Below are 24,993 nucleotides of genomic sequence, written 5' to 3'. Positions count from 1 at the left end.
CCAGCCGCTTAGGTAGCGTGGCGATAGCTGACTGCTTAACGTTTGGTATGATAGCGGGAGAGAATATCGGCTAAATTTAATAAAACGAAGTTCTCGCGGACATCTTTGAATGAGCTAGGAATTTCCTCCCTCGATGAACTAGATGTTCTATCGTCGGTCGGAAATTCCGTCGCAACATCCAAATATGCCTCGCGATAATTCGTTTTAAATTTGCATTTTTTGAGCGCTTTTGCGGAGGTTGTCAAATTTTAACTTCTTCTGCTTGCAGTTGCGAGCTTGCGAAGCAGAAAACCCCAAAAATCGCCTCGAAATACTTGCAAATTTTATTTTAATCGCAGGTCGAATTTAAAGTTAAATTTGAAAATTCGGCTTGCGGTACTTATAAATTTGAAGTCAAATTTATAAGATTTACTCTACCAAAAAATGACGCTTTTACGCGAGCAAAACCGCATCGCTGCCTTTAACCTCGCCTTGCTTGCTATGAAATGGCGATTTGCCGTCTCTACAAAGAGCGCTGCACGGAGAAAACTAGATGAAACGGGAGCTTTTTGTTTCTAGCAAATTTAATCCGAAAAACACGAAATATATGTTCTATCTCGGACTAAATTCGCGCTTTATCTAGCTGTTACTAGCCGCGGCCGTTTTAGCTGGGGCGGCGATTTGGGAGCTAGAGGGTTTTGTATGCGACGCCGCTAAATTTCAGATTAAATTTAAGCTCAAATCCAAAATCCGGCCCAAACTCGAATTTTTCCCCATATATTTAATATTAGTTTAAAATAGATTTGTATATACTTAGGGCTAAAATATATATCCGAAAAAGGGGCGAAGTTGGATAAAAATCTGAGTAAAGCAAAGTTGCAAGGCATCATGGGCGCAGTCTGCGCGGTGGCTATGAGCGCGGCATATCTCGCAGACGAGGCCGCCTGGATCGTGCGTTTGCTCTCGCTGCTACTTGCGCTGACGTTTTTTCACTATGCGCTAGTTCGCATCGAAGAGGCATTCGGACAAAACGTTTTTAGGATTTTTAAGTACGCTTATAACGGCTTTTTAGCCGCGATTTTATGCTCCGTCGCTCTTTATGTATTTGATAAAGATTTACTCGGTTTGATCACTAACGTCATCATCCCGCTTAGCGTATTTGCCGCGTCGATCGCTTGGGTCGTTATAAATTTCAAGCTTGCAAACGCGCTTGATTGCGTGCTTTTTAGGGTTTATGCGTGGATGCTTAGCATTGATATCACCGCAAATTTTCTCTACGGCATGCTGGAGGTTTTAACCCCGACGCTCATCGCTCCCGCCGTTAAATTTATGCCTCTTGCAAACGTGCTTTTTGGTTTATTTACCGCAAGTGCGCTGCTTTTTGCGTGGATTAGCGTCAAATTTCCAAGAGCCGAAGCGGAGTAAATTTAATCGTCAAAAGCCTTTGCTTAACCCAAATTTCGCTACAATCTCTAAAATTTATCTAAAGGCTTAAATTTGAAAGACGCTCAAAAAACCAAAATCCGCTGCGACTGGGCGGAGAAAAGCGAGCTGGAGCGCGTATATCACGACCGGGAGTGGGGCAAGCTTATAAAGGATGATGCGAAATTTTTCGAGCTTATAATTTTGGAGGGCTTTCAGGCGGGCATATCGTGGCATGCCGTGCTACTTAAGCGCGAGGCGATGCGAGCGGCGTTTGACGGATTTGACGCGCACAAAATTTCGCTCTACGGCGAGGAGCAGACGGCGAAATTTATGCAAAATCCAGCACTCATCAGAAACCGCCTAAAGCTAAACTCGCTTGCCGCAAATGCCCGCGCATTCCTCGCCGTCGTGAGCGATTTTGGCAGCTTTTACGACTATCTTTGGGGCTATCTACTGCCTAAATTTGATCCAGAATTTGACGGCAAGCCCATCATAAATCACTATGAAAACATAAAACAAGTCCCCGCTACCACGCCGCTTGCGGAGTTTATCGCAAAAGAGATGAAAAAGCGCGGATTTAAATTTCTGGGACCCACGAGCGTCTATGCATTTTTGCAAAGCGCGGGCGTAGTGGATGATCATCTGGACGCTTGCTTTTGCAAAGGAGGCGGATGATGCCCGCACGGAAGCGAGTTTTTAGCTATATCGAGGAGAAATTCGGCGCGCAGGGCGAGCGGGTGTTTGACAAGCACCCCGAATTTGCCGTGTTTCGCCACGCGAAAAACCAAAAATGGTTCGCCGTTTTTATGCGCGTGGACGGCGGTAAATTTGGGCTTAAAAGCGCGCAGGAGCTAGAGATACTAAATCTAAAATGCAAGCCTGATCTCGCGGCGATTTTGCGCGACGGGGAGCAAATTTTGCCCGCCTATCATATGAATAAAAAACACTGGATCAGCGTAAATTTAAGCTCCAAAATCGCGCCGGGGCAGGTGGAGGATCTGATAGATCTTAGCTTTGAGCTGACGCGGTAAAATGCCTAAAAGAGCCCGTTTTAGCTAAGCGCTTTTTCTGATTTTGGCGAACCCGGCTTGCTAGAGAGCGGCTAAATTTGGAGCTAAATTTAACGCAAACCCTTTGCGCCAAATTCGGGCGGTTAGTGCCTTGCCGATTTTAAACGACTAACTCGCGTAAATTTCGCCTTTTCAGCGTCTTGATATTTCATTTTCGCTAAAATCGGACTAATAAATTTAAAGAAAAATCACGCGAACTTTAAGCGTAACGGCAAGCGGCGAGGCGCTAAAAGATATGCCGTTTGCGGGTAAAATAAGCCTAAAGCCGCAGACTTGGGCGCGGGATTTGGTATTTTAGGAACCAGCAAGGAAAACGAGTGGAAAACTTAAAACAAGGAAATTTTAACCAAGCAAGCGGGCTTCACCGTACGGTAGAAGCGGGCGGCACGTCAAATTTGGGTCGCGAAAATTTAGCGCAGTCAAATTTAAACGAACAAGCGGATAGCATGGATGAAATAAAGCGCGCAAAGGAGCGTAAAAAGGTCCATTTCATCGGTATCGGCGGTATCGGTATCTCGGCGATCGCGCGGTTTTTGCACGAAAAGGGATTCATCATCAGCGGTAGCGACATCAAAGAAAGCCCGACCACGCGCGAGCTAGCAGCGCAGGGCATCGACGTCATCACGCCGCACAGCAAAGCCGCGATAAAGGATCAGGACTTCGTCATCTACTCGGCCGCGATAAAACCCGATAACATAGAGCTTGTCGAAGCGCGAAGTAAAGGCTTGCAGTGCCTATCGCGCAAAGAGGCTCTGCCGATGGTGCTTGAGGGCAAGCGCGTGTTTTCGGTGGCGGGCGCGCACGGCAAAAGCACGACCTCGGCGATGCTCTCTAGCCTCGTGGAGGGCTCGGTCATCATCGGCGCAATCAGTAAGCAGTTTGGCTCAAATATGAAATACGAGCCCTGCGACAACGTCATTTTTGAAGCCGACGAGAGCGATAGTAGTTTTCTCAACTCAAACCCGTATCTAGCCGTCGTGACTAACGCTGAGCCCGAGCATATGGAGCATTACGGCTATGATTTGGAGAAATTTCATGCGGCGTATCGAGGCTTTTTGGAGCGAGCCAAGGTGCGCGTGATAAACGCCGAGGACGAGTTTTTGGGTACGCTAAAGCTCGACGCCGTGCGCCTTTATCCGAGCGTCGATATCACCGAGCTTAGTATGATCGTGCGCGATTTCGTGCCTTATACTGCGTTTAATCTAAAAAATTTAGGCAAATTTGAAGTGCTTGGCATGGGCGAGCATATCGCCGTGGACGCGTCGCTTGCGATCTTAGCCGCGCTAAATGAAACCTCTCTAGCGCAAATTAGGCACAATTTGCTAAATTTTAAAGGTATCAAAAAGCGCTTCGATATCCTAACCGCGAGCCGCAAATTCGTACTCATCGACGACTACGCGCACCATCCGACCGAGATCAAGGCCACTTTGCAATCAGTCTTTGAGTATGCCAAACTGCTAGGTATCACCAAGATCACGGCGATCTTTCAGCCGCACAGATTTACGCGTCTGAGCGCAAATTTAGAGGCCTTTAAGGAGTGTTTTGACGGCATAGACGAGCTAGTTATCCTACCGGTTTACGCTGCTGGTGAGGCGTCCATAGATATAAATTTAAAAGAGGAGTTTAAGCGCTACAACCCAGTGATGACGCAAAAAGTTGCGCGCGAGGGCGAAGGGATCGTCTTTACGGACGAATTTGGCGTGAAAAATTTGCTTGATGACGGGCTGGTTATAGGATTTGGCGCGGGCGACATCACATATCAGCTGCGAGGCGACGCATGAGGGTCATAATCGTACTTTTAGGCGTGCTTGCCGCGATCGCGATATTTAGCGTGAGCGACGAGAAGCTAAGCAAAAAGGCGAAATTTATCATCACTTTTTCAGTTATTTTTGTCGCGGCGGCGCTATATTTTTACGAGACCAGGCTAGAAAGCGAGCAGGGCAAAAGGCTAGAGCTAGTCGCGCTTTTTAACCAAGGCAAAACCCTAAAATGCGGAAATTTTGACGTAAACAACACTAAATTTAACTACGAGTTCGGTACGTCCTCTTTTGTCGCAAAACGCGCGGCAAAGGAACTAAACAGCGTCAAGATCGCGCTTGATGGCTGCGAATTTAAAGGCGAATAATTGCGAAATTTTAAAGATAACCAAAATTTAACCCAAGGCGGCGTTTGGGAGGCTGGCGGGCGCGAAAACAACGTCTTGTGCGAGCAAAAAAACGGCGGTGTTTCGGATGCCGCGGCGCACCGCGAGCAAAAAGAATTTACAAATGCGGAAGGCTTTGAGCGGCTTATAAAAATTTTAGACTTGCAAGGCTATATGGAGAGGTTTAACTCCTTTTTAGCGCGTCCAAAGCCGCTTTTTATGGCGGGCGACAGCAGGCTGCATTACGAGAAAATTTTAGAACTCTCGCAAAAGCAGTTTGACCCGCCCTCGCCGGCTCAAAACCTAGACGACGCGCTTATGCGCCTTAGCAAACAAGCCACGCTACACGTGAGCGAGATTTTCGAGTTTGCCAAGATTATTAGCTATTTTACCTACCTAAAAACGCTCAAATTTGAAGGCAAACTGGGCGAGTGGCTCGCTAAAATAGAAATCCCGCAGCCGATGATAAAGCTCGCAAATTCATTTGACAAAAACGGCGAGCTAAAAGACGAAGTGGACGAGCGCCTGGGCGGTATCAGAGACGCGTTTAGCGCCAAAAGAGCGCAAATAGACGCCGATCTGCGCCGCCTTATCTACTCAAAATCCATCACGCCATACCTCGTCGATACACAGGTGCACTACATCAGCTCCGTCGAGGCGCTGCTCGTGCGAGGCGGTTTTAACCACGTGCTAAAGGGCACGGTCGTGGCTAGAAGCTCTGGCGGATACTTCTACGTCGCGCCCGAAAACATCCAAAAACTCAAAAAAGAGCAAAGTGAGCTACTGGATAAAAAAGAGGAAATCGTCTACGAACACTGCAAAATTTTTAGCTCCGCGATGCACAAGGGCCTCCTGTTTTTAAAATTTATAAACGGCGCGTTTGACGTGTTTGACGCCTACTGCGCGCGGGTTTTTACGGCTAAAAGCGCGGATTTTGAGTTTGTACTGCCAAGCGGCGGGTCAAATTTAAAGCTAGCAAATTTCGCCCACCCCGCGCTAAAAAATCCAAAAAGTATCAGCATAGATTTTAGCAAAAAGGTGCTTTTAATCACCGGCGTAAACGCGGGCGGTAAATCGATGCTGCTAAAATCGCTGATAGCCGCAGCCTTTCTAGCTAAATACCTACTGCCGATGCGCATAAACGCGCAAAAATCGCAGATCGGAAATTTCAAGGAATTTGACGCCATCATCGAGGATCCGCAAAACGTGAAAAACGACATCTCGACCTTTGCGGGACGTATGGTGCATTTTTCCAAGCTTTTTACGAAAAAAAATCTGCTCATAGGAGTCGATGAGATCGAGCTTGGAACGGACTTTGAGGAGGCGGCGAGCCTGTATGGCGTGATGATCGAGCGGCTGATGGGTCAGGATATCAAGATGATCATCACCACTCACCACAAGCGCCTTGCTATGCTGCTAGCCAAAAACCCCGACGTAGAGCTCGTCGCCGCGCTATACGACGAGGAAAACTCGCGGCCTAAATTTGAGTTTTTAAAAGGCACGATCGGCAAATCATACGCCTTTGAGACCGCGGCTAGATACGGCATCGCGGCAAATTTGGTCGCCCAGGCGAAAAAAATCTACGGTGAAGACAAAGAAAATCTAAACGAAATCATCACAAAGACATTAAATTTAGAGGTGCAGCTCAAAGAAAAGCTCGAAAGTGCGGAGAAAAAAGAGCAAAAGCTAGACTCCCTAATCGAAAATTTAAAAGAGCAAAAAGAGCGCGCCGAGGCCGAGCAGCACGAGGTTATAACGCGGCTGGAGCGGGAGTATTTTAAGGCGATAAATGAGGCTAGACGGGCGATAAATCTAGACGACACCAAAGAAAAACAGCGTGCCCTAAACCGCGCAAACGAGGCCAAACGCGCCGTGCAAAAACCCGAAATCTCCGCCCCGCCCGAGCTAAAGGTCGGCGACCGCGTCAAATACGGCAAGATCAAAGGCGTCGTGATAAGCCTTAGCAAAAACGACGCCGTGATACAAACGGATAACGTGAGCATGCGCGTGCCGATAAATCAGCTAAAAATCAGCGGCGAAACGCCCGCCCCGCCGAAAAAATCAGGCATAAATCTAAGCGTGCAAAAGCCGCAAAACGCCAGCGTCACGCTCGATCTACACGGCCTGCGCGCGGACGAAGCGGTGCAAAAACTGGATAAATTTATCTCAGATAGCCTAGTGATGGGCTTTGATGAGGTGCAGGTGTATCACGGCATCGGCACGGGCAAGCTCGCCTACGCGGTCAAAAATTTCTTGCGCGAACATCCGAGCGTGAAGGAGTTTTTCGACGCGCCGGCGGGGCAGGGGGGATTTGGAGCGCAGATAGTAAGGCTGTAAATTTGCCTTGCTACGGCTTGTCTCGCGAGCGCTTTTCCGAGATTTTGCAAAATTTTCGCTCCGCAGGCTATATGCCTAGCGCACGCTCAATTTTGCTTCAAAGCTCGAAAAATCATCTCGCGATACTTCGCCTTATCGTTTTACGTTCAAATTTGAAGTTGAATTTGCAAATTTGAGTCACCGAGACCCGCATCTTGAAAATGTCAAATTTAAGCCTATTTACGCTTTTTTGTAAATTCGTCGCAACATTTAAATTCATCGCAAGATACTTCGCCTTGTCGTTTTATGATCAAATTTGAAGTCAAATTTAATCAAATTTACAAATTTAACTCGAAATTTTACTCACCGAGACCCGCACCCTGAAAATGTCAAATTTAAGCCTATTTGCGCTTCTTTGTAAATTTGGAGCTTTAAAATTTAGCGACGGTGCCTAGTCGCCTAAATCTCGCAAAAAAGAGCGACGAAAAATCAGCCGCCTGCATAGTCGTTTTACCCGCTCGTTTTCTTGCTTTGCTTTTTTGCCGCGCAAATTATTTTTATAAATTTTAGCTTTAATGATTAACTTAAATAAATAATGATAAAATGGCGATAAAATTACAAAAGAAGGTCGATGCAAAATTTAGAATCTAAGAGCAAGGCAACTCGCTACCTCGTTTTACCTATCGTCGTGCTTGTGGTATGTTCGTGTATAGCCGTTTGTTTTATATTTTATAATAAATTTCAAGACTCCGTTAATTACCCTTCAAACATCGGCATAGACGCTAAAGCCGAAGCATATATGAACGTAGTAGAAATGATTTATAAACAAGTAGCCAAGCGCGATATAAACGAGTTTCAAAGGTACGCCGAAGCGGCTAATTCTGTACCTGCTTGGATATTTAAGCAAACCGGAGACAAAAACGAACTTACGGTGCTTGCCAGCTCGCAGCATCCTAATTTAATAGGCGAAATTTTACCCTATAAATTTTGCGATATGGACTCTAGGGCGCATGCGGATTTGGAGCAAAAGGGCGTTTATAAGCGCATTCGCCTGATTGCGGATAATAAGGCCGAGGTTTGCTATTTTAAAAAAACCGACGGCGTGATACTGGGCTACGATATGGTTCACGCGGTAAAAATTTCAGGCTTTGACGACCCGCGTTTTTTTACTTGGCTTGCCGTAAATATGAAAAATACCGTTTTAGTTACCCTTATTATGATGCTTATTTGCGTGTTTCAGTATTGGCTCTTTTTTAGAAATATCAAAAACAGTCAAATCTCTCTCATGAAAACCAACGCTAGGCTACTAGCCAATAACTCCGAGATGCAAAAGCGCCTATATAGCGACGCGCTCACGGGGCTACCTAACAAAACGGCTTTGGAGCGCGACGTAGCGACCATGAAGAGTCCTAAAATCGTAGTCGTGGATATAGACGAGTTTAGAAAGATGAATAACTACTTCGGTGCCGAGGCTTGCGATCAAATTTTACTTAAAATGGCGCAAATAGCTAGAAAATTCGCAAACGATAACGACATGGCGGCTTACCGCGTGGGGCCTGACCAGTTTGCTCTAGTCGAAAACGCCGATTATTTCATAGATAGATACGAGGATTTGGCAAGCGAGCTTTTAGAGAGCATAAAAGGGCTGGTCATAGACGTGTCTAAAGACGGAGGCGAGCAAATCGAGATAGAGATTTACTGTACGGTAGGCTTTGCGCTAGATGAGACCGATACGTTTAAAAAAGCTACGACGGCGCTTGAGTTTGCAAAGCAAAGCGGCAAGGATTTCTTTTGCTACTTTAAAAACATTGACGACACTCCTCAATACGCCGAGCAAATCAAGCGATCAAATATGATACGAAACGCTATAATAAATGATAAAATCGTGCCGTTTTATCAACCGATATTTAACAAAGACGGCAAGGTGCTAAAATACGAAACGCTAATCCGTATCCAAAATAGCTCTGAAATCATCTCGCCGAGCGTTTTTTTAGAGGTTTCAAAACGCATCAAGCGCTACACCGATATCGAAAAGATGCTAATCGAAAAGAGCTTTAAGCTAATCAAAGACAAGCCTAGTGCCATCATCTCGGTAAATTTATCCGGACGAGATATGACCGACGGCGACGTGAGCGCGTTTATCATCGAGAGGCTAAACAGATACAAGATCGCCTCAAGGGTGATATTTGAGATACTAGAGGATGAAAATATAGAAAATATCGAGCGTATCGGCGCATTTATCGAACGCGTGCGAAGGATGGGCGCAAAGATCGCCATAGATGATTTTGGTTCGGGTTATAGCAACTTCTCCTATATCCTAAAGCTAAAGCCAGATTACATCAAAATAGACGGCTCGATCATCAAAAATATAGACTCTAGCGAGGATTCTCGGGCGATAGCTAGCGCGATCATAGCCTTTGCTAATCAGCTAGACATCACCGTCATAGCCGAGTTCGTCCACTCAAAAGAGGTGTTTGACACCTGTGTGCGCCTGGGCGTGGACGAATTTCAGGGCTTTTATCTAGGCGAACCGCAAGATAGCCTGCTGGAGTAGCGAGGCGGATAAAACGCCGTCTGATACGTTCGCGGTCGTCCGGTAATGCGCCCGCGTCAAAAAAGCCGCGTCCTATGCGGCTAAATTTGCTCGCGCCTATGCCGCCGGTATCAGCTAAAACCCGTAAAGATGGCGGCTTAAGAGTGTTTAGCAAAACCGCCCCGATTAAGAGATTTTAAAACGGGAGCTTGAAAAATCGCTTTTATTCCCAAGGACGCCGTGCAAATTTATACGAGTTTTTATCGCGCTTACTTGAAGTTTTTATTTGTTTAAATTCTCGCCGATTTTTGCTTATTTTTAAGATATAATTTATACTTTCGGTAAAAATTTATAGGATAATCCGCCTTCCTTCATCGTCAGGCCTTATTGCTTCGTCGTCGTTTGTATTTGCTCGGCGCCTTATTTGACGAAGTTCGTAAATCGTTTGTTCTTTGCTTGTGCCGTTTTTCTCCGCCGTTTGCGTAGTCTTTAATGGCGCCGTCCGCTTTTATCGCCTTGGTCGTTTCTCTTAGATGATATTTTAGCGCAACGCCTTTGTCTATTATCGGTATATATTTTAAAGCGGTTTTACGCACGGCGTTTATAAAAGCGGCTCTGCTAGCTTCGCAAAATAGCGAGCTTGCCTTTTTAAAGGTTGTGGGTTTGATAAATTTGCTATTTGGCGCGGGTAAATCGAGGCTAAATTTATCTTTGAAAAGGCTTTGATTATGCGTGCGAACCGATGCCGCGTATCTTTTGGCTTGGTCGCTCTAATTTAAATTTTACGCTACGAATATGTGACGGATTGGGGCTTGGGCGTTTTTCGTTTATAGCCTAACGGAGATTCATCTAAATTTGATCGCGCAGTAGATATTTTTAGCCTAAATTTGCGCTTTGATCTTTTCGTAAAGCGATAAAATTTCGTCTTTTTTAATTATGAAGCTATTTTTGTTTGCGATAAGGTACGCCGAGCTTTGCATGATAGTCTGGGCGACTTTTAGTCCGTTTTGTTTCATTGTCGTACCCGTTTCTACGACGTCTACGATAGCATCGGCAAGGCCGACTAACGGCGCTAGTTCGATCGAGCCGTATAGCTTGATGATCTTTAGCGCGGTAGCCTTCGCGGCAAAATAATTACGTGATATGTGCGGCATTTTGGTGGCGATTTTTAGCTCGGGCGCGTTTAAATTTAGATCCTCGCCCTCTTTGACGCCCACGCAGACGCGGCATTTGCCGATCTTTAGATCAAGTAGGCGCAAGACGTCCGGACGATGTTCCTCAAGTACGTCAAGACCTACTACGCCGATATCGGCAGCGCCGTTTACGACGTAGGTCGGGATGTCTTGGTTGCGAACCATTAGAAATTTAAAATCGCCCTCGCTCATCAGCAGTTTTCTATCCTCAAATTCAAACGAGCTATTAAAAATTTTCCTAAAAATCGCAAGCGTTTCGTCGGCGATGCGGCCTTTGGGTAGAGCAACCGTCAGCATAAGATGTCCTTTTTTTGTTCGATTAATTTTTGCATCCCGCGAAAAACGAGCATACGGTCGTAGATGCTGTCGGTAAAAAAACGCGACAAAAACTCGCCGTCGCCGCCCGTAAAGTATATTTTTGAGCCGTTTGCCATGTTTTCTATGAGAAGTAAAATTGGTTTTATGATGCCGTAGCTTACCGCGTCGGCCGTTTTTTGCGGGAGCGCGTCGAGATCGATTTGCGAATTTAGCGAGATTTTAAGCCTGGGCGAAATCGCTTGGCAAGCTTTTAAGAGGTGCGAGATGCCAGGCATTATCGTGCCGCCAAGATGCATTGAATCCATCATAACATCCATGGTTATGGCGCTGCCGGCATCGATGATGAGGCCGTTTTTTACGGCGTAGCAGCTAGCGACCCGGTCAATACCTAGGCCGCTATAGATGGTGTCTAGCTCGAAATACGGCTCTAAATTTACGAATTTAGATAAACCGCGGAGTCTTTGAGTCATCTCGTCGTTTACGCTGATGAAATAAATCCTCTCGTCGCTTTTAAAATCTTTGAAATTTTCAAGCTTGATTTTGGTGATTTTGCCGTCTTCAAAAAAGGTGGCGTTAGTGTTGCCTACGTCACATAGAGTCATATTTGTAGCCGTTTTCTTTCATCAAATTTACGGTTTTTGAGCAGATATCCGAGCTATAAAAAATAGCCTTTTTCTTAAAATTTATACCCGTTTGTTCGGCGATTTTGCTAGCTATTTCATTAATCGCTTCAAATTCTTTACTCAAAAATCTAGCCTTTGCGCTACGGAAAAACAAAAGAGTATAAAATCCCTTCGTATCGATGCCCATAAGCGCGGCAAGGGTCTTTTTTTTGGTAAATTTATCAAGCTGTGTCCAGCTTAAATTTTTTAAAACAATCTTTTTAGCTTCCAGAACTTGATAAATTTCTTGCTTCGTCATTTAAGCTCTAGGCTGTAATCGTCGTAGTAAAATTCTTTCGCGCCGGCGAAAATTTGGCTCTCGACCTCGTCTGAAAGCTCGTAAATTTTGGCGTTGTCAAGTGCTAAATCAGTCTTGATTAGATAGCCTGTTTTTTCCATTATATAAAGCGAGCCGTTATGAACGGTGGCGCTTGAAAAGATGGCGAATTTAAAATACGCGTCTTTAATTTTTTTCAAATTTAGGTCGCTAAGTACGATTTTGCCGTCTTTTAGTAGGATATATACGTATTCGCCGTTTATGACTACATCCTTGATCTCGCCGTTAAAATAAACCGTTTTTTCCGGATTTATCGAGACGATACGCTTGCCGGTGGCAGCTATCATCGTGTCGTTTACGACGTTTAGAGATATTACGTTGTTAAAAAACTGTTCGCTGCTAACGATTACGTCACGTAAAATTCGGCCCTGACTTTTATCTACGATCATGATCTTGCCGTCAAGTGTAGGGAAGATGACGAGCGAGCTCATAAATAGCGGCGCTGCTACGCGAGAGTCTTGCGCATAGACGTTTGAGCTCTCAAACTCGAGCAAAACCTCGTTTGTCGCGATATCGATGAGATATATGACGTTACTCGCGGTTAAGGCAGCGAGCTTGTCGCCCTCAAGAGCGGCCGATACGACGGCTTGATCAAAGCTTCTTTGAAATAAAATTTCGTTGGAGCTATTTTCGACGATCAAATTTCCGCTTAAATCCGAGCTGATAAATTTACCGTCGCCGTAATTTAACAAAGTTGCGCCCTTTGGCAGCTTTATCTCCGGCGCAAGTAAGCCGCTTTTGGTTATAACCATGCCGTTTTTTAGCACCGCTCCGTTTAGGCTTGCTGTCGCGATGCTAGAAGGCAGCCTAGTTTCCGAGATTTTTTCATTTTGCACGTCGGTCGGTTCGAAGTATTGCCTTTTCGTGCTGCATCCGCCGAGTACAGCCACGCACAAAACGGCGGCTAAAATAGTCTGAAATTTTTTCATTTTGTTTTTCCTTGGTAATGTTCTAAATTTTTGACGAGATCTTGTAGCTGTGAATTTAACGGGATTTTCTTAAATTCGTTTTTGGCTTCGTCGATTTTATCTTCTTTTAATAGCTCATAGCCGTTAATCGCGGCTCTATACGAGCTTAAAATTTGACCGCTAGGCTCGTTTAATTGGTATTTTACGATATCTTTTAAAAGCGGATCAATCTGCTCGTTTGCTAGCGATTTTAACGCGTTCGTGTCGTTGTTATCGACGGCGACTTTAAATTCGTAAAGCGCGTAAAGAGAGGCGTCTTTTTGCTTTAGCTCGGCTTTTGCTTGCTCGTCTTTTGGGTTAAGTATCAGCTTAGCATAGGCGGCGTTTGCGGCTTTGAAATCTTTTTCTTTTAAGGCGCCGTTTACGTAGTATCCGATCGCGCCGATCGCGCCTAAAATGACCGCGGTTATGATAAATTTGCTATATTTTTTAAAAAATCTTTCGCTTTTTATCATATTTTCTAAAAATTGTTCTTGAGTATTTAGCTCTTCTTTTATGGAGTTGATATCGTCTTTGATAGCCAAGCTTTTTCCTTAAAATTTTAGATATTGAAAGTTCGTAATTGTAGCATAATAATTATAAAACACCATAAAAATCAAGACAAAATGTGCTATAATGCGAGAAAATTTAAAAATTTAAACGAGGTTTTATGCAAATAGACGATACGCTGCTGGCTAAGCTTGAAAAGCTCAGCTCGCTTAAAATAGGCGAAGAGAAGCGAAAAGAGATTGAAAATCAACTTAGCGAAATTTTAAATTTCGTAGATATACTAGACGAGCTGGACTTAAGCGACGTGGGGGCGGTCGTAAGCTCCATAGACGGCGGAACTCCGCTAAGAGAAGACGTAAGCGTAAGCTCGGACGTGATAGAAACGATACTAAAGCATGCTCCTATGAGTAGCCAGCATTTTTTCGTCGTACCGAAAATAATCGAATAAGGAAAATATAAATGGAAGAAATAAAACAGGGGGGCGTAGGCGACGCGCTAGAACCAAAAAAAATAGACGTAAGCCTAGAAACGCTTCTAAAAACCGTCGTGCATAATAAGGCGAGCGACTTGCACTTAGTTTCAAAAAGCGAACCGCAAATTCGCATAGACGGAACGTTAAGACCGCTTGAGCTGGGAGTTTTGAGCGGACACGATATACAAGATATATGCTACGCTTTGATAACCGATACTCAAAAAAGCGAGCTTGAGGAGAATAAGGAGCTTGACTTTGCGATAGAGCTTCCGGGCGTAGGCCGCTTCAGAGGCAACTACTACTACACCTCAAACGGAGATCTGGCTGCGGCGTTTCGTATAATCCCTACCGACATACCTTCTCTTGACGATTTGAGAGCTCCGGGCGTTTTTAAAGAGGTCGTAAAGCGCGAAAAGGGCATGATACTGGTTACCGGACCGACCGGTAGCGGTAAATCCACCACCCTTGCCGCGATGTTAAACGAGATAAATTTAAGCCACAGAAAACATATCCTAACCATCGAAGATCCCGTAGAGTTCGTGCATACGAATAAAAAAGCGCTTTTTTCTCAAAGAAACGTCGGTACGGATACCCACTCATACGCTAAGGCTCTAAAAAGCGCGCTTCGCGAAGACCCCGATATCATCTTGGTGGGCGAGCTGCGCGATAGAGAGACGATATCTACGGCTATTACGGCGGCTGAGACCGGACACTTGGTTTTTGGAACTTTGCACACGAACTCCGCCATCCAGACTATCAACCGTATCATAGATAGCTTTGAAGGCGGCGAGCAGCTTCAAGTGCGAAATATGCTCTCGGTTTCTCTAACGGCGGTTATATCGCAAAGCTTGCTTCCTAAGACTAGCGGCGGACGAATCGCGATCCATGAAATTTTGATAAATAACAACGCTATCGCAAACCTCATACGTGAAAATAAAGTGCATCAAATTTACTCTCAAATGCAGCTAAATCAGCAAGTAACCGGCATGATAACTCAAACTCAGTCCCTAATGAAAGCGCTCAAAGCAAATCAAATAAGCAAAGAAATGGCAATGAGATACTCAACCAACCAGCAAGAGTTGGGACCGCTACTGGGGATGTGATGGAGTTTGTTACGCTATTTGACGTGGTCGTAGTCTCGCTTGTGCTGATACTAGGCATAAAGGGCGTGATTAGCGGTCTTATTAAGGAGATATTCGGGCTTGTGGGGCTTATCGGCGGTATCGTGGTAGCTAGTAGATTTGCGGCAAAAGCCGGACAAATCATCAGCGACAAAGTCTATAAGCTAGACGGGGATACGGTCGTGTTTTTTGCCGGGTTTTTATCGACGCTCATCGTTTTTTGGGTCGTTTGCTTGGGCATAGGCGCATTTTTATCAAAACTAGTCGGTCTAAGCGGACTCGGATTTTTAGATAAACTAGGCGGCTTTGTCGTGGGTAGCGCTAAAATTTTCCTAGTTTTTGCGGTACTAATAGTAACCGTATCCAATATTCAGGTGCTAAATAGTAAGATTGAGCCGTATTTTGCCGGAAGCAAACTATACCCCGTGCTGCTAGAGACCGGTAAATGGATAATGAACGTAGACGTAAAGGCGATAGCCGGCGGCGTGGGTAATATCGAGACGCCTTTTGACGCCGCCAAACAAGAGCATAAACCGAATTTAGAGCTAAATTCGACGATTTAAGGAGCAAAGATGACTATCGAAAATTTAGAATACGACGCCCTTCTTGAAAAATTCAAAAAAATTTTAAGAGATAACGGGTTAAAATACACGCAACAACGCGAGGTTTTATTAAAAACGCTTTATAATAACGACGAGCATTTTACTCCGGAGAGACTATATTTTTTCATTAAAGAGACCTATCCCGACTTAAACGTCGGTATCGCGACCGTTTATAGAACGCTAAATTTACTCGAGGAAGCCGAGATGGTAACCTCTATCAGCTTCGGCTCGCAAGGGAAAAAATTCGAGCTTGCCACCAAACCTCACCACGACCACATGATATGCCGCAGATGCGGAACAATCATAGAGTTTGAAGATCAAACGATCGAAAAAAGACAATCCAGTATAGCAAAAGAACACGGCTTTAAGTTAACCGGACACATGATGCAGCTTTACGGAGTATGCAAAGAGTGTAATGCCAAAGAGGCAAAGGGCGGCAAGTGATATTTGAAAATCAACTGGAAATCCAAAGGCTAGAGACCGCAAACGAGCTACGAAACGCGGGCGTAAATCCCTATCCGCACTTTTTGCGCCGCGATATGGATATAGCTAAATTTAGGCTCAAATTTAAACATATTATAGACACCGAAGAAAAGAGTGCCGAGGGGCAGTCGGTAAGCCTAGCCGGACGCGTTAAGCTCATCAGGGATGTGGGCAAGGCGATATTTGCCAACATCGAGGATGAGGATGGCAATCTCCAAATTTATTTTAGCAATAAGACGCTTGATCCGGATTGGTTTAAGGTCGTAAAGAAAAATATTGAGGTTGGCGACATCATATATGTACGCGGATATGCTTTCGTCACGCGAACGGGCGAATTTTCTATGCACGTTAGCGAACTAACTTTGGCGTCAAAGGCCATTTCGCCGCTTCCGGAGAAATTTCACGGCCTAACGGACATCGAGACTAGATATCGCCAGAGATACCTCGATATGATAATGAACCCAGAGGTTAGGGCTGATTTTAAGCGCCGCTCGGTTATCGTTAGCACGATTCGCAGATTTTTCGAGGATAAGGGCTTTTTAGAGGTCGAGACTCCTATGATGCACCCGATACCCGGCGGAGCTAACGCTAAGCCTTTCGTTACGTTTCATAACGCGCTTGGCGTGGAGAGATTTTTACGCATCGCACCCGAGCTTTATCTAAAGCGTCTCATCGTGGGCGGCTTTGATGCGGTTTACGAGATGAATAGAAATTTTCGCAACGAGGGCATGGATCTAACGCATAATCCTGAATTTACAAGCATCGAGTTTTACTGGGCATGGCATACCTATCACGATCTGATGGGGCTAACTGAGGAGCTATTTAACGTGCTTCTTGATAAACTAGATATGCCTAAAATCATCGAATTTGACGGCGTGCAGATCGATTTTAGCAAGCCGTTTAAACGCATAAGCTACAAAAAAGCGCTCGTGGAAATCGGCGGGCTAGACAAGGCGATCATCGGCGATAAGGATAAAATTTTGGCCAAGCTTAAGGCTGACGGCTTTGAGGCAAACGCAAAGCTTGATTTAGGCCACTTGCAGGCCGAACTTTTCGACAACTACGTAGAGAGCAAGCTAACCGATCCGACATTTATCATCGACTACCCGATTTCTATCAGTCCGCTTTCTCGCAGAAGCGACGCAAATCCTGATATAGCCGAGAGATTTGAGCTATTTATCGCAGGACGCGAGCTGGCTAACGGCTTTAACGAGTTAAACGACCCGATTGATCAATACGGCCGTTTCGCTTCGCAAATCGAAGCCAAAAACGCCGGCGACGACGAAGCTCACGAGATGGACGAGGACTATGTGAGGGCTCTTGGCTACGCGATGCCCCCGACTGCCGGACAGGGTATCGGTATAGATAGGCTCGTGATGCTACTGACCAATAAAAAATCCATCCGCGACGTGGTGCTTTTCCCTGCGATGAGACCGCAAAAAAACGAAACCAAGGAGAATTAATGAGTTTGCAAAGTTACGATAAAGAAATTTTTGATTTAGTAAATTTAGAACTAAAACGCCAGTGCGACCACCTCGAGATGATCGCGAGCGAAAATTTTACCTACCCTGAAGTAATGGAAGTAATGGGCTCCATTCTAACTAATAAATACGCGGAAGGCTATCCAGGCAAACGCTACTACGGCGGTTGCGAATACGTCGATCAGATCGAGCAGCTAGCAATCGATCGCTGCAAAGAGCTTTTTGGTTGCGAATTTGCAAACGTACAGCCAAACTCAGGCTCGCAGGCAAACCAAGGCGTTTACGGCGCGCTTTTAAATCCCGGCGATAAAATTTTAGGCATGGATCTAAGCCACGGCGGACACCTAACTCACGGCGCAAAAGTAAGCAGCTCTGGCAAGATATATGAGAGTTTCTTTTACGGCGTAGAGCTTGACGGACGCATAAACTACGATAAGGTGATGGAAATCGCGCAAATCGTAAAGCCAAAGATGATCGTGTGCGGCGCTAGCGCATATACGCGCGAGATCGAATTTAAGAAATTCCGCGAGATCGCCGACGCAGTAGGCGCTATACTCTTTGCCGACGTAGCGCACATAGCAGGCTTAGTCGTAGCCGGCGAGCATCAGAGTCCGTTTCCGCACTGCGACGTGGTTAGCTCGACTACGCACAAGACGCTTCGCGGACCTCGCGGCGGTATCATCATGACAAACAACGAAGAGTACGCCAAAAAGATAAATTCGTCTATTTTCCCCGGCATTCAGGGCGGACCGCTAGTCCACGTCATCGCTGCAAAGGCGGTAGGCTTTAAGCATAACCTAAGCCCTGAATGGAAAATTTACGCCAAGCAAGTTAAGGCAAACATCAAAAAGCTAGCCGAAGTTTTGGTAAAACGCGGCTTTGATCTAGTTAGCGGCGGCACCGATAACCATCTAGTTTTAATGAGCTTTTTAAGCCGTGAATTTAGCGGTAAAGACGCCGATATCGCTCTTGGAAATGCCGGCATAACCGTAAATAAAAATACCGTTCCTGGAGAAACTAGAAGTCCGTTTATCACGAGCGGTATCCGCATCGGAAGTCCAGCGCTTACGGCCCGTGGTATGAAAGAGGCGGAATTTGAGATCATCGCAAATAAAATCGCCGACGTGCTAAGCGATATCAATAATGCCGAGCTTCAAAGCAGGGTAAAAGCCGAGCTAAAAGAGCTTGCGAGCAAATTTATCATCTACGATAAGGCGACTTATTGATGCAAAGCATAGACACCGCGCTAATCAAAATGAGCACGAGCCACTACTGGATCAAACGCGATAATATCGTAAGCAAGATCGAGTATAGAGGGCGGACGTTTTTTAATAAATTTGAGCTCATAAACGAGCCTCTAAGCTATCAGGTAATAAAAGATCATGACGAGGGTAAGATCACCGTCGCGCACTCGCTGATACTGCCGGGCGACAAGGTCGAAAATATCGTCTTTGACTACAACGGCAGGATGCCTGAGCGCTTTTGGCACCGAGCTCAGCTTTTGCTCCGCGAGGAGGGGTTTATAAATTTTACCGCCTACGAGAGCAAGACGCCGGGGCATTTGCACCTCTACGTGCATAAGGGCCACACGACGCTAAACGAGGGCTATCAGATCGCAAATAAGCTATCTATGCTGCTTAGTTCGCGCTTGGTTAAAGAGTGGAGAGTATTTCCGACGATGGAGCTACCGAAAGAATTTAATATCTTGACGTTGCCGTATAAAGTCTATCAAAAAGAGCGCGGCGCAAGCTGGTCAAAACATATGTAAGGAGAAAAAATGGAGTATAACGAGCTAAGAGACATTATGCTTGATAACAACGAAGACAAAAAAAGCAAAAGTGTCAAAAGGATACTCGTCCTAGTCGCCGTCTTCGTTATTATATTTTTGGCGGTTTTGATCGCGATGAAATTTTTAAATTCATCCGAAACTAATGCCCAGATAGCCCAGCCCGACTCTAGGATGACTCTACCGCCAGAACCCGATAATACTAGAAGTATCCCGCAGCAAGCAAACGTGCCTACGCCGGAGCAAGTAGCTCAGGCTCAGCCGCAACCGCAGCCCGAGCCGACCCAGCCTTTAGTCCAGGAGCCGCAGCAAAATAACTTTGAACAAGTGCCTATCGTGCCTGAAAATAAAGGTCAAGATAGCTTTGAAGATATGGTAAAGTCTCTCAAGGAAAAAGAGGATAAAAAACAGCAAGAGGCACAAGCCGGCGATCCCTCTACGCCTCCGACGGAGCCTGCTACCATACAAGGCGCACTAAAGCAAAACGACGCTCCTAGTCCGCAACCAAGCGAACCAAAAGCAGAGTCTAAACAGCACGCAAACGTCGTAAAAACAAAAGAGCAGAAGCAAAAAGAGGCAAAAAACGAAAAAGTAGCCAAACAACCAAAAGCAACCGATGTGCATAAAGAAAAAGTAGCGAAGCAAAAGCCGACTAAGCAAACTCCGGCCTCCGGCGGCGACGAGGCTCACAGCGGTAGCTATATACAGGTTTTTGCGGTAAAGCACTTTAACGAAAAAGCGCCCGAGCTTGGCAAGCTAAAAGCCGCAGGCTACGCATACAAGCTATATAGAACTAACGTAAACGGCGATGAGATCATTAAAGTACTCGTCGGCCCTTATAGCGGAGCCCAGCTAAAAAGCGAGTTAGCCAAGATTAAGCAAAATGCCGCTCCAAACGCATTTATCGTAAATATAAAATGAAAATTTTCGCCGTTTTCGGCAACCCCGTCTCTCACTCTATCTCGCCCAGACTGCATAACGCGGCTCTGAGCGAGCTTGGTTTATCTCGCGAAGCCCTCTATACTCGCTACGAGCTAACGGACGGCTCGCGGCTCATATCTAAATTTAAAGAACTAAAACTAAGCGGCACAAACGTGACCGTCCCACACAAAGAAGCCGCGCTCGCGCAGTGCGACTTAGCGGACGAAACGGCTATAAAAATCGGCTCCGTAAACACTCTGGTATCCCGCAGCGGCAAAATTTACGGCCACAATACCGACGCGCCAGGGTTTTTGCGGGCGATAGAGAGCTTTGGCGAGATAAAATCAGCTCTCGTTTTAGGCGCGGGCGGGACGGCTAAAGCAGTCGCCTACGCGCTAAAAAGCTGCGGCGTACGAGTTTGCGTGCTAAATAGAAGCGAGAAAAGGCTAGCAAATTTTGCCGAATACGAAAATTTTAGCTGGGCGAATTTCGCCGAATTTAAAGGCGGCAAATTTGACCTCGTCGTAAATACGACTTCAGCGGGGCTAAAAGATGAAAATTTACCCGCGCCCACCGAGCTTTTGCGTCCGATTTTTGACGAGGCTAAATTTGCCTTTGACGTGATCTACGGTAAAAAAACGCCATTTTTAAATTTAGCCTCCGCTAGCGGACTTAGGCATAAAGACGGCTCGGAGATGCTACTTTTTCAGGCCGCTTTGGCGCTAAATTTATTTTTTGACGACTCTCTCGACGAGGCCAAAATCGAAAATGCAATGCAAAAAGCATTGAGGCTAGGGTAAATTTCGCGTTAATTTTTATAAATTTTTTGTTATCTTGCGCATTTCGGTGGTCAAATTTGCTCAAATTTAAAACCGCTTTGCGATAAATTTGTGTAAAGTTGCGTCCAGCTTGCAAATACGCCGCTGTGTAGATAAGTCAAAGTAGCCTTTTTTGCAGAAAAATTTAAAACATCGTAAAATATAGCATCAAATTTGTAAAGTTTTGTCAGAAATCAAAGTGAGGGAAAATTTGAGCTGAGTGCCTAAAAATAGGTATTGAGAGCAGATTTATCCAAAATCAAAGTGGCGAAATTTTACTTTACATCTTTTTACAAAAACTTTACATTATTTTACACCGCCTTTAACACTCTTTTAAATGGGCGTTAAAACCGTTTTATATAACGCAGCGCAAGACTTTACCTACGATATATACTTGCGCATCGTCATCGGGCCCTATATCGTAGCTTTCGTAGTCTTTATTGACGCTTTTTATGTGTAGCGTGCCGTCGGGGCTCTTTTGCAAGAGCTTGACCATAAAGTTATCGCAGTAGTTGATGATATATAGTCCGTCGCCTTCAAATTTCGCCGTAACGTCCGCGATCACCCAGCTATCGGGGAAAAGCATCGGCACCATCGAGTAGCCGTCTACCTGCATGCAGCGGATCCTATCTATTTTTTTAGGGCGTACTTTAAAAAGCATCTGGGAAAAAGGCACTAAAATATCGGTATCATAGACCTCAACACCGTTTATGTCGACGCTCTCGCCTGCGCCTACGGCCGAACTAAGCTTGCGGATGAGAATTTGATCGTGGGAAATTTGATCCGCTTCTGTTTTTTTAAGGTTAAAAGGATTGGCAGACGAATTCTCATTACTTACGAACTACTAACGAACCAAATTTTCATCAGACTTACGAACTACTAACGAACTTTTGTTTTTTATGAAAAAATCAGGATCAACTTCTAAAGCTTTCGAAATGTCTGATAATTTTTTTACTGGAATTTCAACCTTATCTGCCTCGTACAATTGAATACTTGCTCTTGATATCCCGCTTAAATTTGCTAATATACTTGATATTTTATAACTATTAGCCCTTTGGTGGTAAAATCCTTTAAATTTTTACAAAGGACTTACAATGGTAATGACACACTACATGGAGCTTTTATCGCTCAATCAACCTTACAATCTAATCCTCTTCATGGTGATACCTGTGGGGCTTACGGAGCTTTTAGTAGCGATGGAGTTTCTCACTATGTATCACATGGATAGCGGCAAAAATGCTGGCTTTAAGGCTGTTGGAAAATTTGCTGGCATAGTGCTTGGGGTCTATTTTACAGCTCTTGTGATCTATTTTATGGCAAAAATTTATCCAAGTATAAAATGGCGTGGATATGCCGATGTCATCGCTGTCTACTCATATCTCATCAGCGTCATACCACTTCTTGGCATCGCGCTTTTAGAGCTAAATTTGATCTACAAAAACGCAAGCGAAAAGGCAAAGCTAAAGCTTCACTTTTTCCTACTCATATTTGCCTTGGTCGTCGCACACGTCGCTATGATATTTGGCATGGTTGATCCTACCATAACTGGCTACAAGGCTGAAAACGGTGAGATGGGTATGCATATGAATATGCCGATGAACATGCCAGCAGATATGCCAATGCACGATCACCACAAGATGATGCAAAATATGGGTGAGATGCATATGAATATGATGATGCAAAATATGGGTGATGATAACTCAACTAATATGCACATGCATCACTAAATTTAAAAGCTCCAAATTTACTCTTTAGAGCTAGCTAGCAAGATCTCTCTAGGTCTTGCCTTAAGCTCTTTTATCTGCGTATCTTTGGGATTTATAGCGAGCTAAATCACTGTAATACCAGCTCGCCGCTCTCGTCTTTGACGACCATATACCAAACCTTTTAGTCGCCTTTCCAGCTTCCGTCGTCAAGCCTAGCCTCAAATTTATCCCCCTCTTTTGCTCTGAAAGTAAAAGAAGTATCATAATACTTATGCTTGCTATCCCAGTTTTTTCCGTTGCAGTCGATAAATTCCCTGCTAACCTTGCCGTCCGCAAAGCTTAGCCTAGCCATATACGCGTGGCCGTTTTTTCTAGGGTCTATGCTCTCAAACGTCTTGATGATGAATTGTTTGTCCGACTTGCGACTCTCTATGATAGCCTCTGCTTGCGATATGATCTCAAGCAGCTCTTCGTTTGATAAAAGGGCTAGATTTTCCATTATTTTCCCCTTATTACGCGTTCAAGCTCGTTTATATCGACGTCCACATCAAGAGCTCTTTGATACTCTGCTCTTTTGTCTGCATCGTCTAAGTTTTGAGCAAACCAAGTAAAAAGCTTTTTATCGGCATCGCTTAACCTAACGGCCTCTCTATCTTCCGCAGACAATACGGTATCTACGAATACTTTAATTCTTTCCAATGTAGTATTTGACGGAAAGCTTCCGCCGCATATGCAGCGTCCATATATGCCTTGATTGCGCCAACTTGCTATGCCTGAGAGGATGGCGTTTGCCTCGCCTTTGTTGTAGTATGTCTTTTGCATTTTAGATCCTTTATTAAATTTGATATAATAAAGGCTCCCGTTTGGGAGCACCTAGCGGCGAGATGTGTCTTGGCGGATTGTCTCGTCGCGCCCCTGATATAATCAAGCTATCTACATTTTTTTATATCTTTTATGCCGTAATTATACATCATTTTTTAATCCTTGTCAATAGTTTTATACATTTTATTTTAACTTTCTAGCCAAAAAAGTTATAAAATTATGAATTATATGTTAAAATACAAAAACTAAAGGAGTATGCATGGATATAAAAACGTTTGAATCTAAGCTTGCGGAGCTAAATTTAAGTAAAAAAGAATTTGCAACCATGGTCGGAGCAGTGTATAACGGCGTAATAAACTGGAACTCTAAGGGCGAAACACCCAAGTGGGTAGATAGCTGGCTAGAAAACTATGAGAAAGCCAAGAGCTACGAGGCTATGCGGGATCAGGTATTTAGGATAGAGAAAATTAAATGATTTAAAGGGCTTTTAAAGGGCGGTTTAAAAGGGATAAGATTTACGTTAGAAATCAAAGTGAAAAAATCGGGATTTTAACCCACTTTGATTTTAAGCGTAAATTCACTTTGATTTAAAAAGCGGTTTTACAAAATTTGGCGATAAATTTAGTATTTTTGCGATGCGAGTCCAGGAGATAAATTTGAACGTAGCAGACAATCAAACCCAAAATTTAAACTACAATCCTCGCAATCCAAATTTGACAAATCCCGGCTCAAAGAAATTTGCGAGGGATTACGATAAGGAGCCGTTGGTTATCAAAAGCTACGAGGATTTCTTTGTTGAAACATTGTTTTTTATGCCGCTGGCATTTAGCATTATCGTAACTATTTTTATTATGGGGTGGGTTGAAGATAAAAGTATAGACAACATCTTGTCGCTTGTCATAGCGTTGGCCTGCATAGCATGCTGGATGATTATCGACTACTTCTTTTATGTGATAAAGAAAAAAGATACCGTTCACTTTATGAACGATTCGGTTAAATTTTATGAAAGCGACATTTTAAAGCATACTTCATCGCTTAATAATTTAGAAGAGTTGATTTGTAAGCCGCTGGATGCCAGTATGCCAAACAAGGGAGTGCGCGATACCACCTTGTATATAATAGTATTATGCGGCTTTTTTGGTATGTCTGGTAGCTTGCTATTTGTCGTTTTATTTGTGATTTTTATGTATCTTGGGAATATAATCATAAAAATATTTTTTCAGCTGGCAACGCAAGGGAATTTAAGTGGTTTTACGCCGTTTCCAGCTATTATCATAGACGAGCCGCATTATCCAAATGTCAAATTCGTTACGTATTATCACGCGCTTTGCAAAAAATATTTTATAAC

Annotated in this window: 28 protein-coding genes; 19 read left to right on the top strand and 9 right to left on the bottom strand. The window is 44.5% G+C overall.

Annotated features, from left to right (window positions below):
- Positions 1-828: 828 nt before the first annotated feature.
- The 7 genes from QZ157_RS08570 (at position 829) to QZ157_RS08540 (ending at position 9,487) form a co-directional block, all read left to right on the top strand.
- Positions 829-1,404 (top strand): hypothetical protein, encoded by a 576-nt coding sequence (locus QZ157_RS08570; protein WP_295144418.1) that lies wholly within the window; start codon positions 829-831, stop codon positions 1,402-1,404.
- 72 nt (positions 1,405-1,476) lie between these two features.
- Positions 1,477-2,079, top strand: coding sequence for a DNA-3-methyladenine glycosylase I (locus QZ157_RS08565; protein WP_295144415.1), 603 nt, complete (start codon positions 1,477-1,479; stop codon positions 2,077-2,079).
- Positions 2,076-2,435, top strand: coding sequence for an MmcQ/YjbR family DNA-binding protein (locus QZ157_RS08560; RefSeq protein WP_295144412.1), 360 nt, complete (start codon positions 2,076-2,078; stop codon positions 2,433-2,435). Before QZ157_RS08565 ends, QZ157_RS08560 begins: the two co-directional genes overlap by 4 nt.
- A gap of 485 nt (positions 2,436-2,920) precedes the next feature.
- The gene (gene murC / locus QZ157_RS08555; protein WP_295144426.1) at positions 2,921-4,255 is read left to right on the top strand and encodes a UDP-N-acetylmuramate--L-alanine ligase; all 1,335 of its coding nucleotides are present in this window, start codon (positions 2,921-2,923) and stop codon (positions 4,253-4,255) included.
- Positions 4,252-4,599 (top strand): hypothetical protein, encoded by a 348-nt coding sequence (locus tag QZ157_RS08550; protein ID WP_009493428.1) that lies wholly within the window; start codon positions 4,252-4,254, stop codon positions 4,597-4,599. Before murC ends, QZ157_RS08550 begins: the two co-directional genes overlap by 4 nt.
- Complete coding sequence (locus QZ157_RS08545) at positions 4,600-6,954, top strand: endonuclease MutS2 (RefSeq protein WP_295144407.1); 2,355 nt, start codon at positions 4,600-4,602, stop codon at positions 6,952-6,954.
- A 610-nt stretch (positions 6,955-7,564) separates the two neighbouring features.
- Positions 7,565-9,487, top strand: coding sequence for a bifunctional diguanylate cyclase/phosphodiesterase (locus QZ157_RS08540; protein WP_295144404.1), 1,923 nt, complete (start codon positions 7,565-7,567; stop codon positions 9,485-9,487).
- An 860-nt stretch (positions 9,488-10,347) separates the two neighbouring features.
- Here QZ157_RS08540 and hisG read toward each other — a convergent pair.
- The 5 genes from hisG to QZ157_RS08515 are packed head-to-tail and all read right to left on the bottom strand — an operon-like array spanning position 10,348 to position 13,468.
- On the bottom strand, positions 10,348-10,956 hold the full coding sequence (hisG, locus tag QZ157_RS08535; protein WP_295144401.1) for an ATP phosphoribosyltransferase: 609 nt from the start codon (positions 10,954-10,956) through the stop codon (positions 10,348-10,350).
- A complete protein-coding gene (locus QZ157_RS08530) occupies positions 10,950-11,579 on the bottom strand; it encodes a type III pantothenate kinase (RefSeq protein ID WP_295144398.1) in 630 nt (209 codons plus the stop codon). Before QZ157_RS08530 ends, hisG begins: the two co-directional genes overlap by 7 nt.
- Positions 11,566-11,898, bottom strand: coding sequence for a hypothetical protein (locus QZ157_RS08525; RefSeq protein WP_295144395.1), 333 nt, complete (start codon positions 11,896-11,898; stop codon positions 11,566-11,568). The genes QZ157_RS08530 and QZ157_RS08525 overlap by 14 nt, the downstream gene beginning before the upstream one ends.
- Positions 11,895-12,905: a PQQ-binding-like beta-propeller repeat protein gene (locus tag QZ157_RS08520; protein ID WP_295144392.1), complete on the bottom strand. Its 1,011-nt coding sequence runs from the start codon at positions 12,903-12,905 to the stop codon at positions 11,895-11,897. Before QZ157_RS08520 ends, QZ157_RS08525 begins: the two co-directional genes overlap by 4 nt.
- Complete coding sequence (locus QZ157_RS08515; protein ID WP_295144389.1) at positions 12,902-13,468, bottom strand: hypothetical protein; 567 nt, start codon at positions 13,466-13,468, stop codon at positions 12,902-12,904. The genes QZ157_RS08520 and QZ157_RS08515 overlap by 4 nt, the downstream gene beginning before the upstream one ends.
- Before the next feature lie 125 nt (positions 13,469-13,593).
- Here QZ157_RS08515 and gatC point away from each other — a divergent pair, with 125 nt between their 5' ends.
- The 9 genes from gatC to QZ157_RS08470 are packed head-to-tail and all read left to right on the top strand — an operon-like array spanning position 13,594 to position 21,099.
- On the top strand, positions 13,594-13,881 hold the full coding sequence (gene gatC / locus QZ157_RS08510) for an Asp-tRNA(Asn)/Glu-tRNA(Gln) amidotransferase subunit GatC (protein ID WP_295144386.1): 288 nt from the start codon (positions 13,594-13,596) through the stop codon (positions 13,879-13,881).
- Between the two features lie 11 nt (positions 13,882-13,892).
- Positions 13,893-15,008 carry a type IV pilus twitching motility protein PilT gene (locus QZ157_RS08505; protein WP_295144383.1) on the top strand — a complete coding sequence of 372 codons (1,116 nt, stop codon included), beginning with the start codon at positions 13,893-13,895 and terminating at the stop codon, positions 15,006-15,008.
- On the top strand, positions 15,008-15,589 hold the full coding sequence (locus QZ157_RS08500; RefSeq protein ID WP_295144382.1) for a CvpA family protein: 582 nt from the start codon (positions 15,008-15,010) through the stop codon (positions 15,587-15,589). Before QZ157_RS08505 ends, QZ157_RS08500 begins: the two co-directional genes overlap by 1 nt.
- Before the next feature lie 9 nt (positions 15,590-15,598).
- Positions 15,599-16,072, top strand: a complete 474-nt coding sequence (locus tag QZ157_RS08495; RefSeq protein ID WP_295144379.1) for a Fur family transcriptional regulator — start codon at positions 15,599-15,601, stop codon at positions 16,070-16,072.
- Positions 16,072-17,574, top strand: coding sequence for a lysine--tRNA ligase (gene lysS / locus QZ157_RS08490; protein WP_295144424.1), 1,503 nt, complete (start codon positions 16,072-16,074; stop codon positions 17,572-17,574). Before QZ157_RS08495 ends, lysS begins: the two co-directional genes overlap by 1 nt.
- Positions 17,574-18,818 (top strand): serine hydroxymethyltransferase, encoded by a 1,245-nt coding sequence (locus tag QZ157_RS08485; protein ID WP_295144377.1) that lies wholly within the window; start codon positions 17,574-17,576, stop codon positions 18,816-18,818. Before lysS ends, QZ157_RS08485 begins: the two co-directional genes overlap by 1 nt.
- The gene (locus tag QZ157_RS08480; protein WP_295144375.1) at positions 18,818-19,360 is read left to right on the top strand and encodes a DUF1882 domain-containing protein; all 543 of its coding nucleotides are present in this window, start codon (positions 18,818-18,820) and stop codon (positions 19,358-19,360) included. Before QZ157_RS08485 ends, QZ157_RS08480 begins: the two co-directional genes overlap by 1 nt.
- A 9-nt stretch (positions 19,361-19,369) precedes the next feature.
- Positions 19,370-20,299 carry an ABC transporter ATP-binding protein gene (locus tag QZ157_RS08475; protein ID WP_295144373.1) on the top strand — a complete coding sequence of 310 codons (930 nt, stop codon included), beginning with the start codon at positions 19,370-19,372 and terminating at the stop codon, positions 20,297-20,299.
- Complete coding sequence (locus QZ157_RS08470) at positions 20,296-21,099, top strand: shikimate dehydrogenase (RefSeq protein WP_295144371.1); 804 nt, start codon at positions 20,296-20,298, stop codon at positions 21,097-21,099. The genes QZ157_RS08475 and QZ157_RS08470 overlap by 4 nt, the downstream gene beginning before the upstream one ends.
- Before the next feature lie 373 nt (positions 21,100-21,472).
- Here the strand turns inward: QZ157_RS08470 and QZ157_RS08465 are convergent, their stop codons facing one another.
- Positions 21,473-21,793, bottom strand: a complete 321-nt coding sequence (locus tag QZ157_RS08465; RefSeq protein ID WP_295144368.1) for a S24 family peptidase — start codon at positions 21,791-21,793, stop codon at positions 21,473-21,475.
- 168 nt (positions 21,794-21,961) lie between these two features.
- A complete protein-coding gene (locus QZ157_RS08460) occupies positions 21,962-22,144 on the bottom strand; it encodes a helix-turn-helix transcriptional regulator (protein ID WP_295144421.1) in 183 nt (60 codons plus the stop codon).
- A gap of 67 nt (positions 22,145-22,211) precedes the next feature.
- On the opposite strand from QZ157_RS08460, the gene QZ157_RS08455 reads away from it, so the two are divergent.
- A complete protein-coding gene (locus QZ157_RS08455) occupies positions 22,212-22,844 on the top strand; it encodes a DUF6803 family protein (RefSeq protein WP_295144367.1) in 633 nt (210 codons plus the stop codon).
- Positions 22,845-23,004: 160 nt separating this feature from the next.
- Here QZ157_RS08455 and QZ157_RS08450 read toward each other — a convergent pair whose 3' ends face one another.
- Together QZ157_RS08450 and QZ157_RS08445 are read right to left on the bottom strand one after the other, a co-directional pair.
- On the bottom strand, positions 23,005-23,322 hold the full coding sequence (locus tag QZ157_RS08450) for a hypothetical protein (protein ID WP_295144364.1): 318 nt from the start codon (positions 23,320-23,322) through the stop codon (positions 23,005-23,007).
- Entirely contained in the window at positions 23,322-23,645 is a 324-nt protein-coding gene (locus tag QZ157_RS08445) for a hypothetical protein (RefSeq protein WP_295144361.1), read from the bottom strand. The genes QZ157_RS08450 and QZ157_RS08445 overlap by 1 nt, the downstream gene beginning before the upstream one ends.
- A 259-nt stretch (positions 23,646-23,904) precedes the next feature.
- Between QZ157_RS08445 and QZ157_RS08440 the strand changes: the two genes are divergently transcribed.
- Positions 23,905-24,120, top strand: a complete 216-nt coding sequence (locus QZ157_RS08440; RefSeq protein WP_295144358.1) for a hypothetical protein — start codon at positions 23,905-23,907, stop codon at positions 24,118-24,120.
- Positions 24,121-24,301: 181 nt separating this feature from the next.
- Positions 24,302-24,993 (top strand): hypothetical protein (locus QZ157_RS08435; RefSeq protein ID WP_295144355.1); only part of this gene is annotated, 692 nt, incomplete at its 3' end.

Origin of the sequence: uncultured Campylobacter sp., assembly GCF_905372745.1 — a bacterium.
In the GTDB taxonomy this organism is placed as follows: domain Bacteria; phylum Campylobacterota; class Campylobacteria; order Campylobacterales; family Campylobacteraceae; genus Campylobacter_A.
Note: the sequence above shows the minus strand (reverse complement) of the source record. Positions and strands in the feature narration are given on the sequence as shown.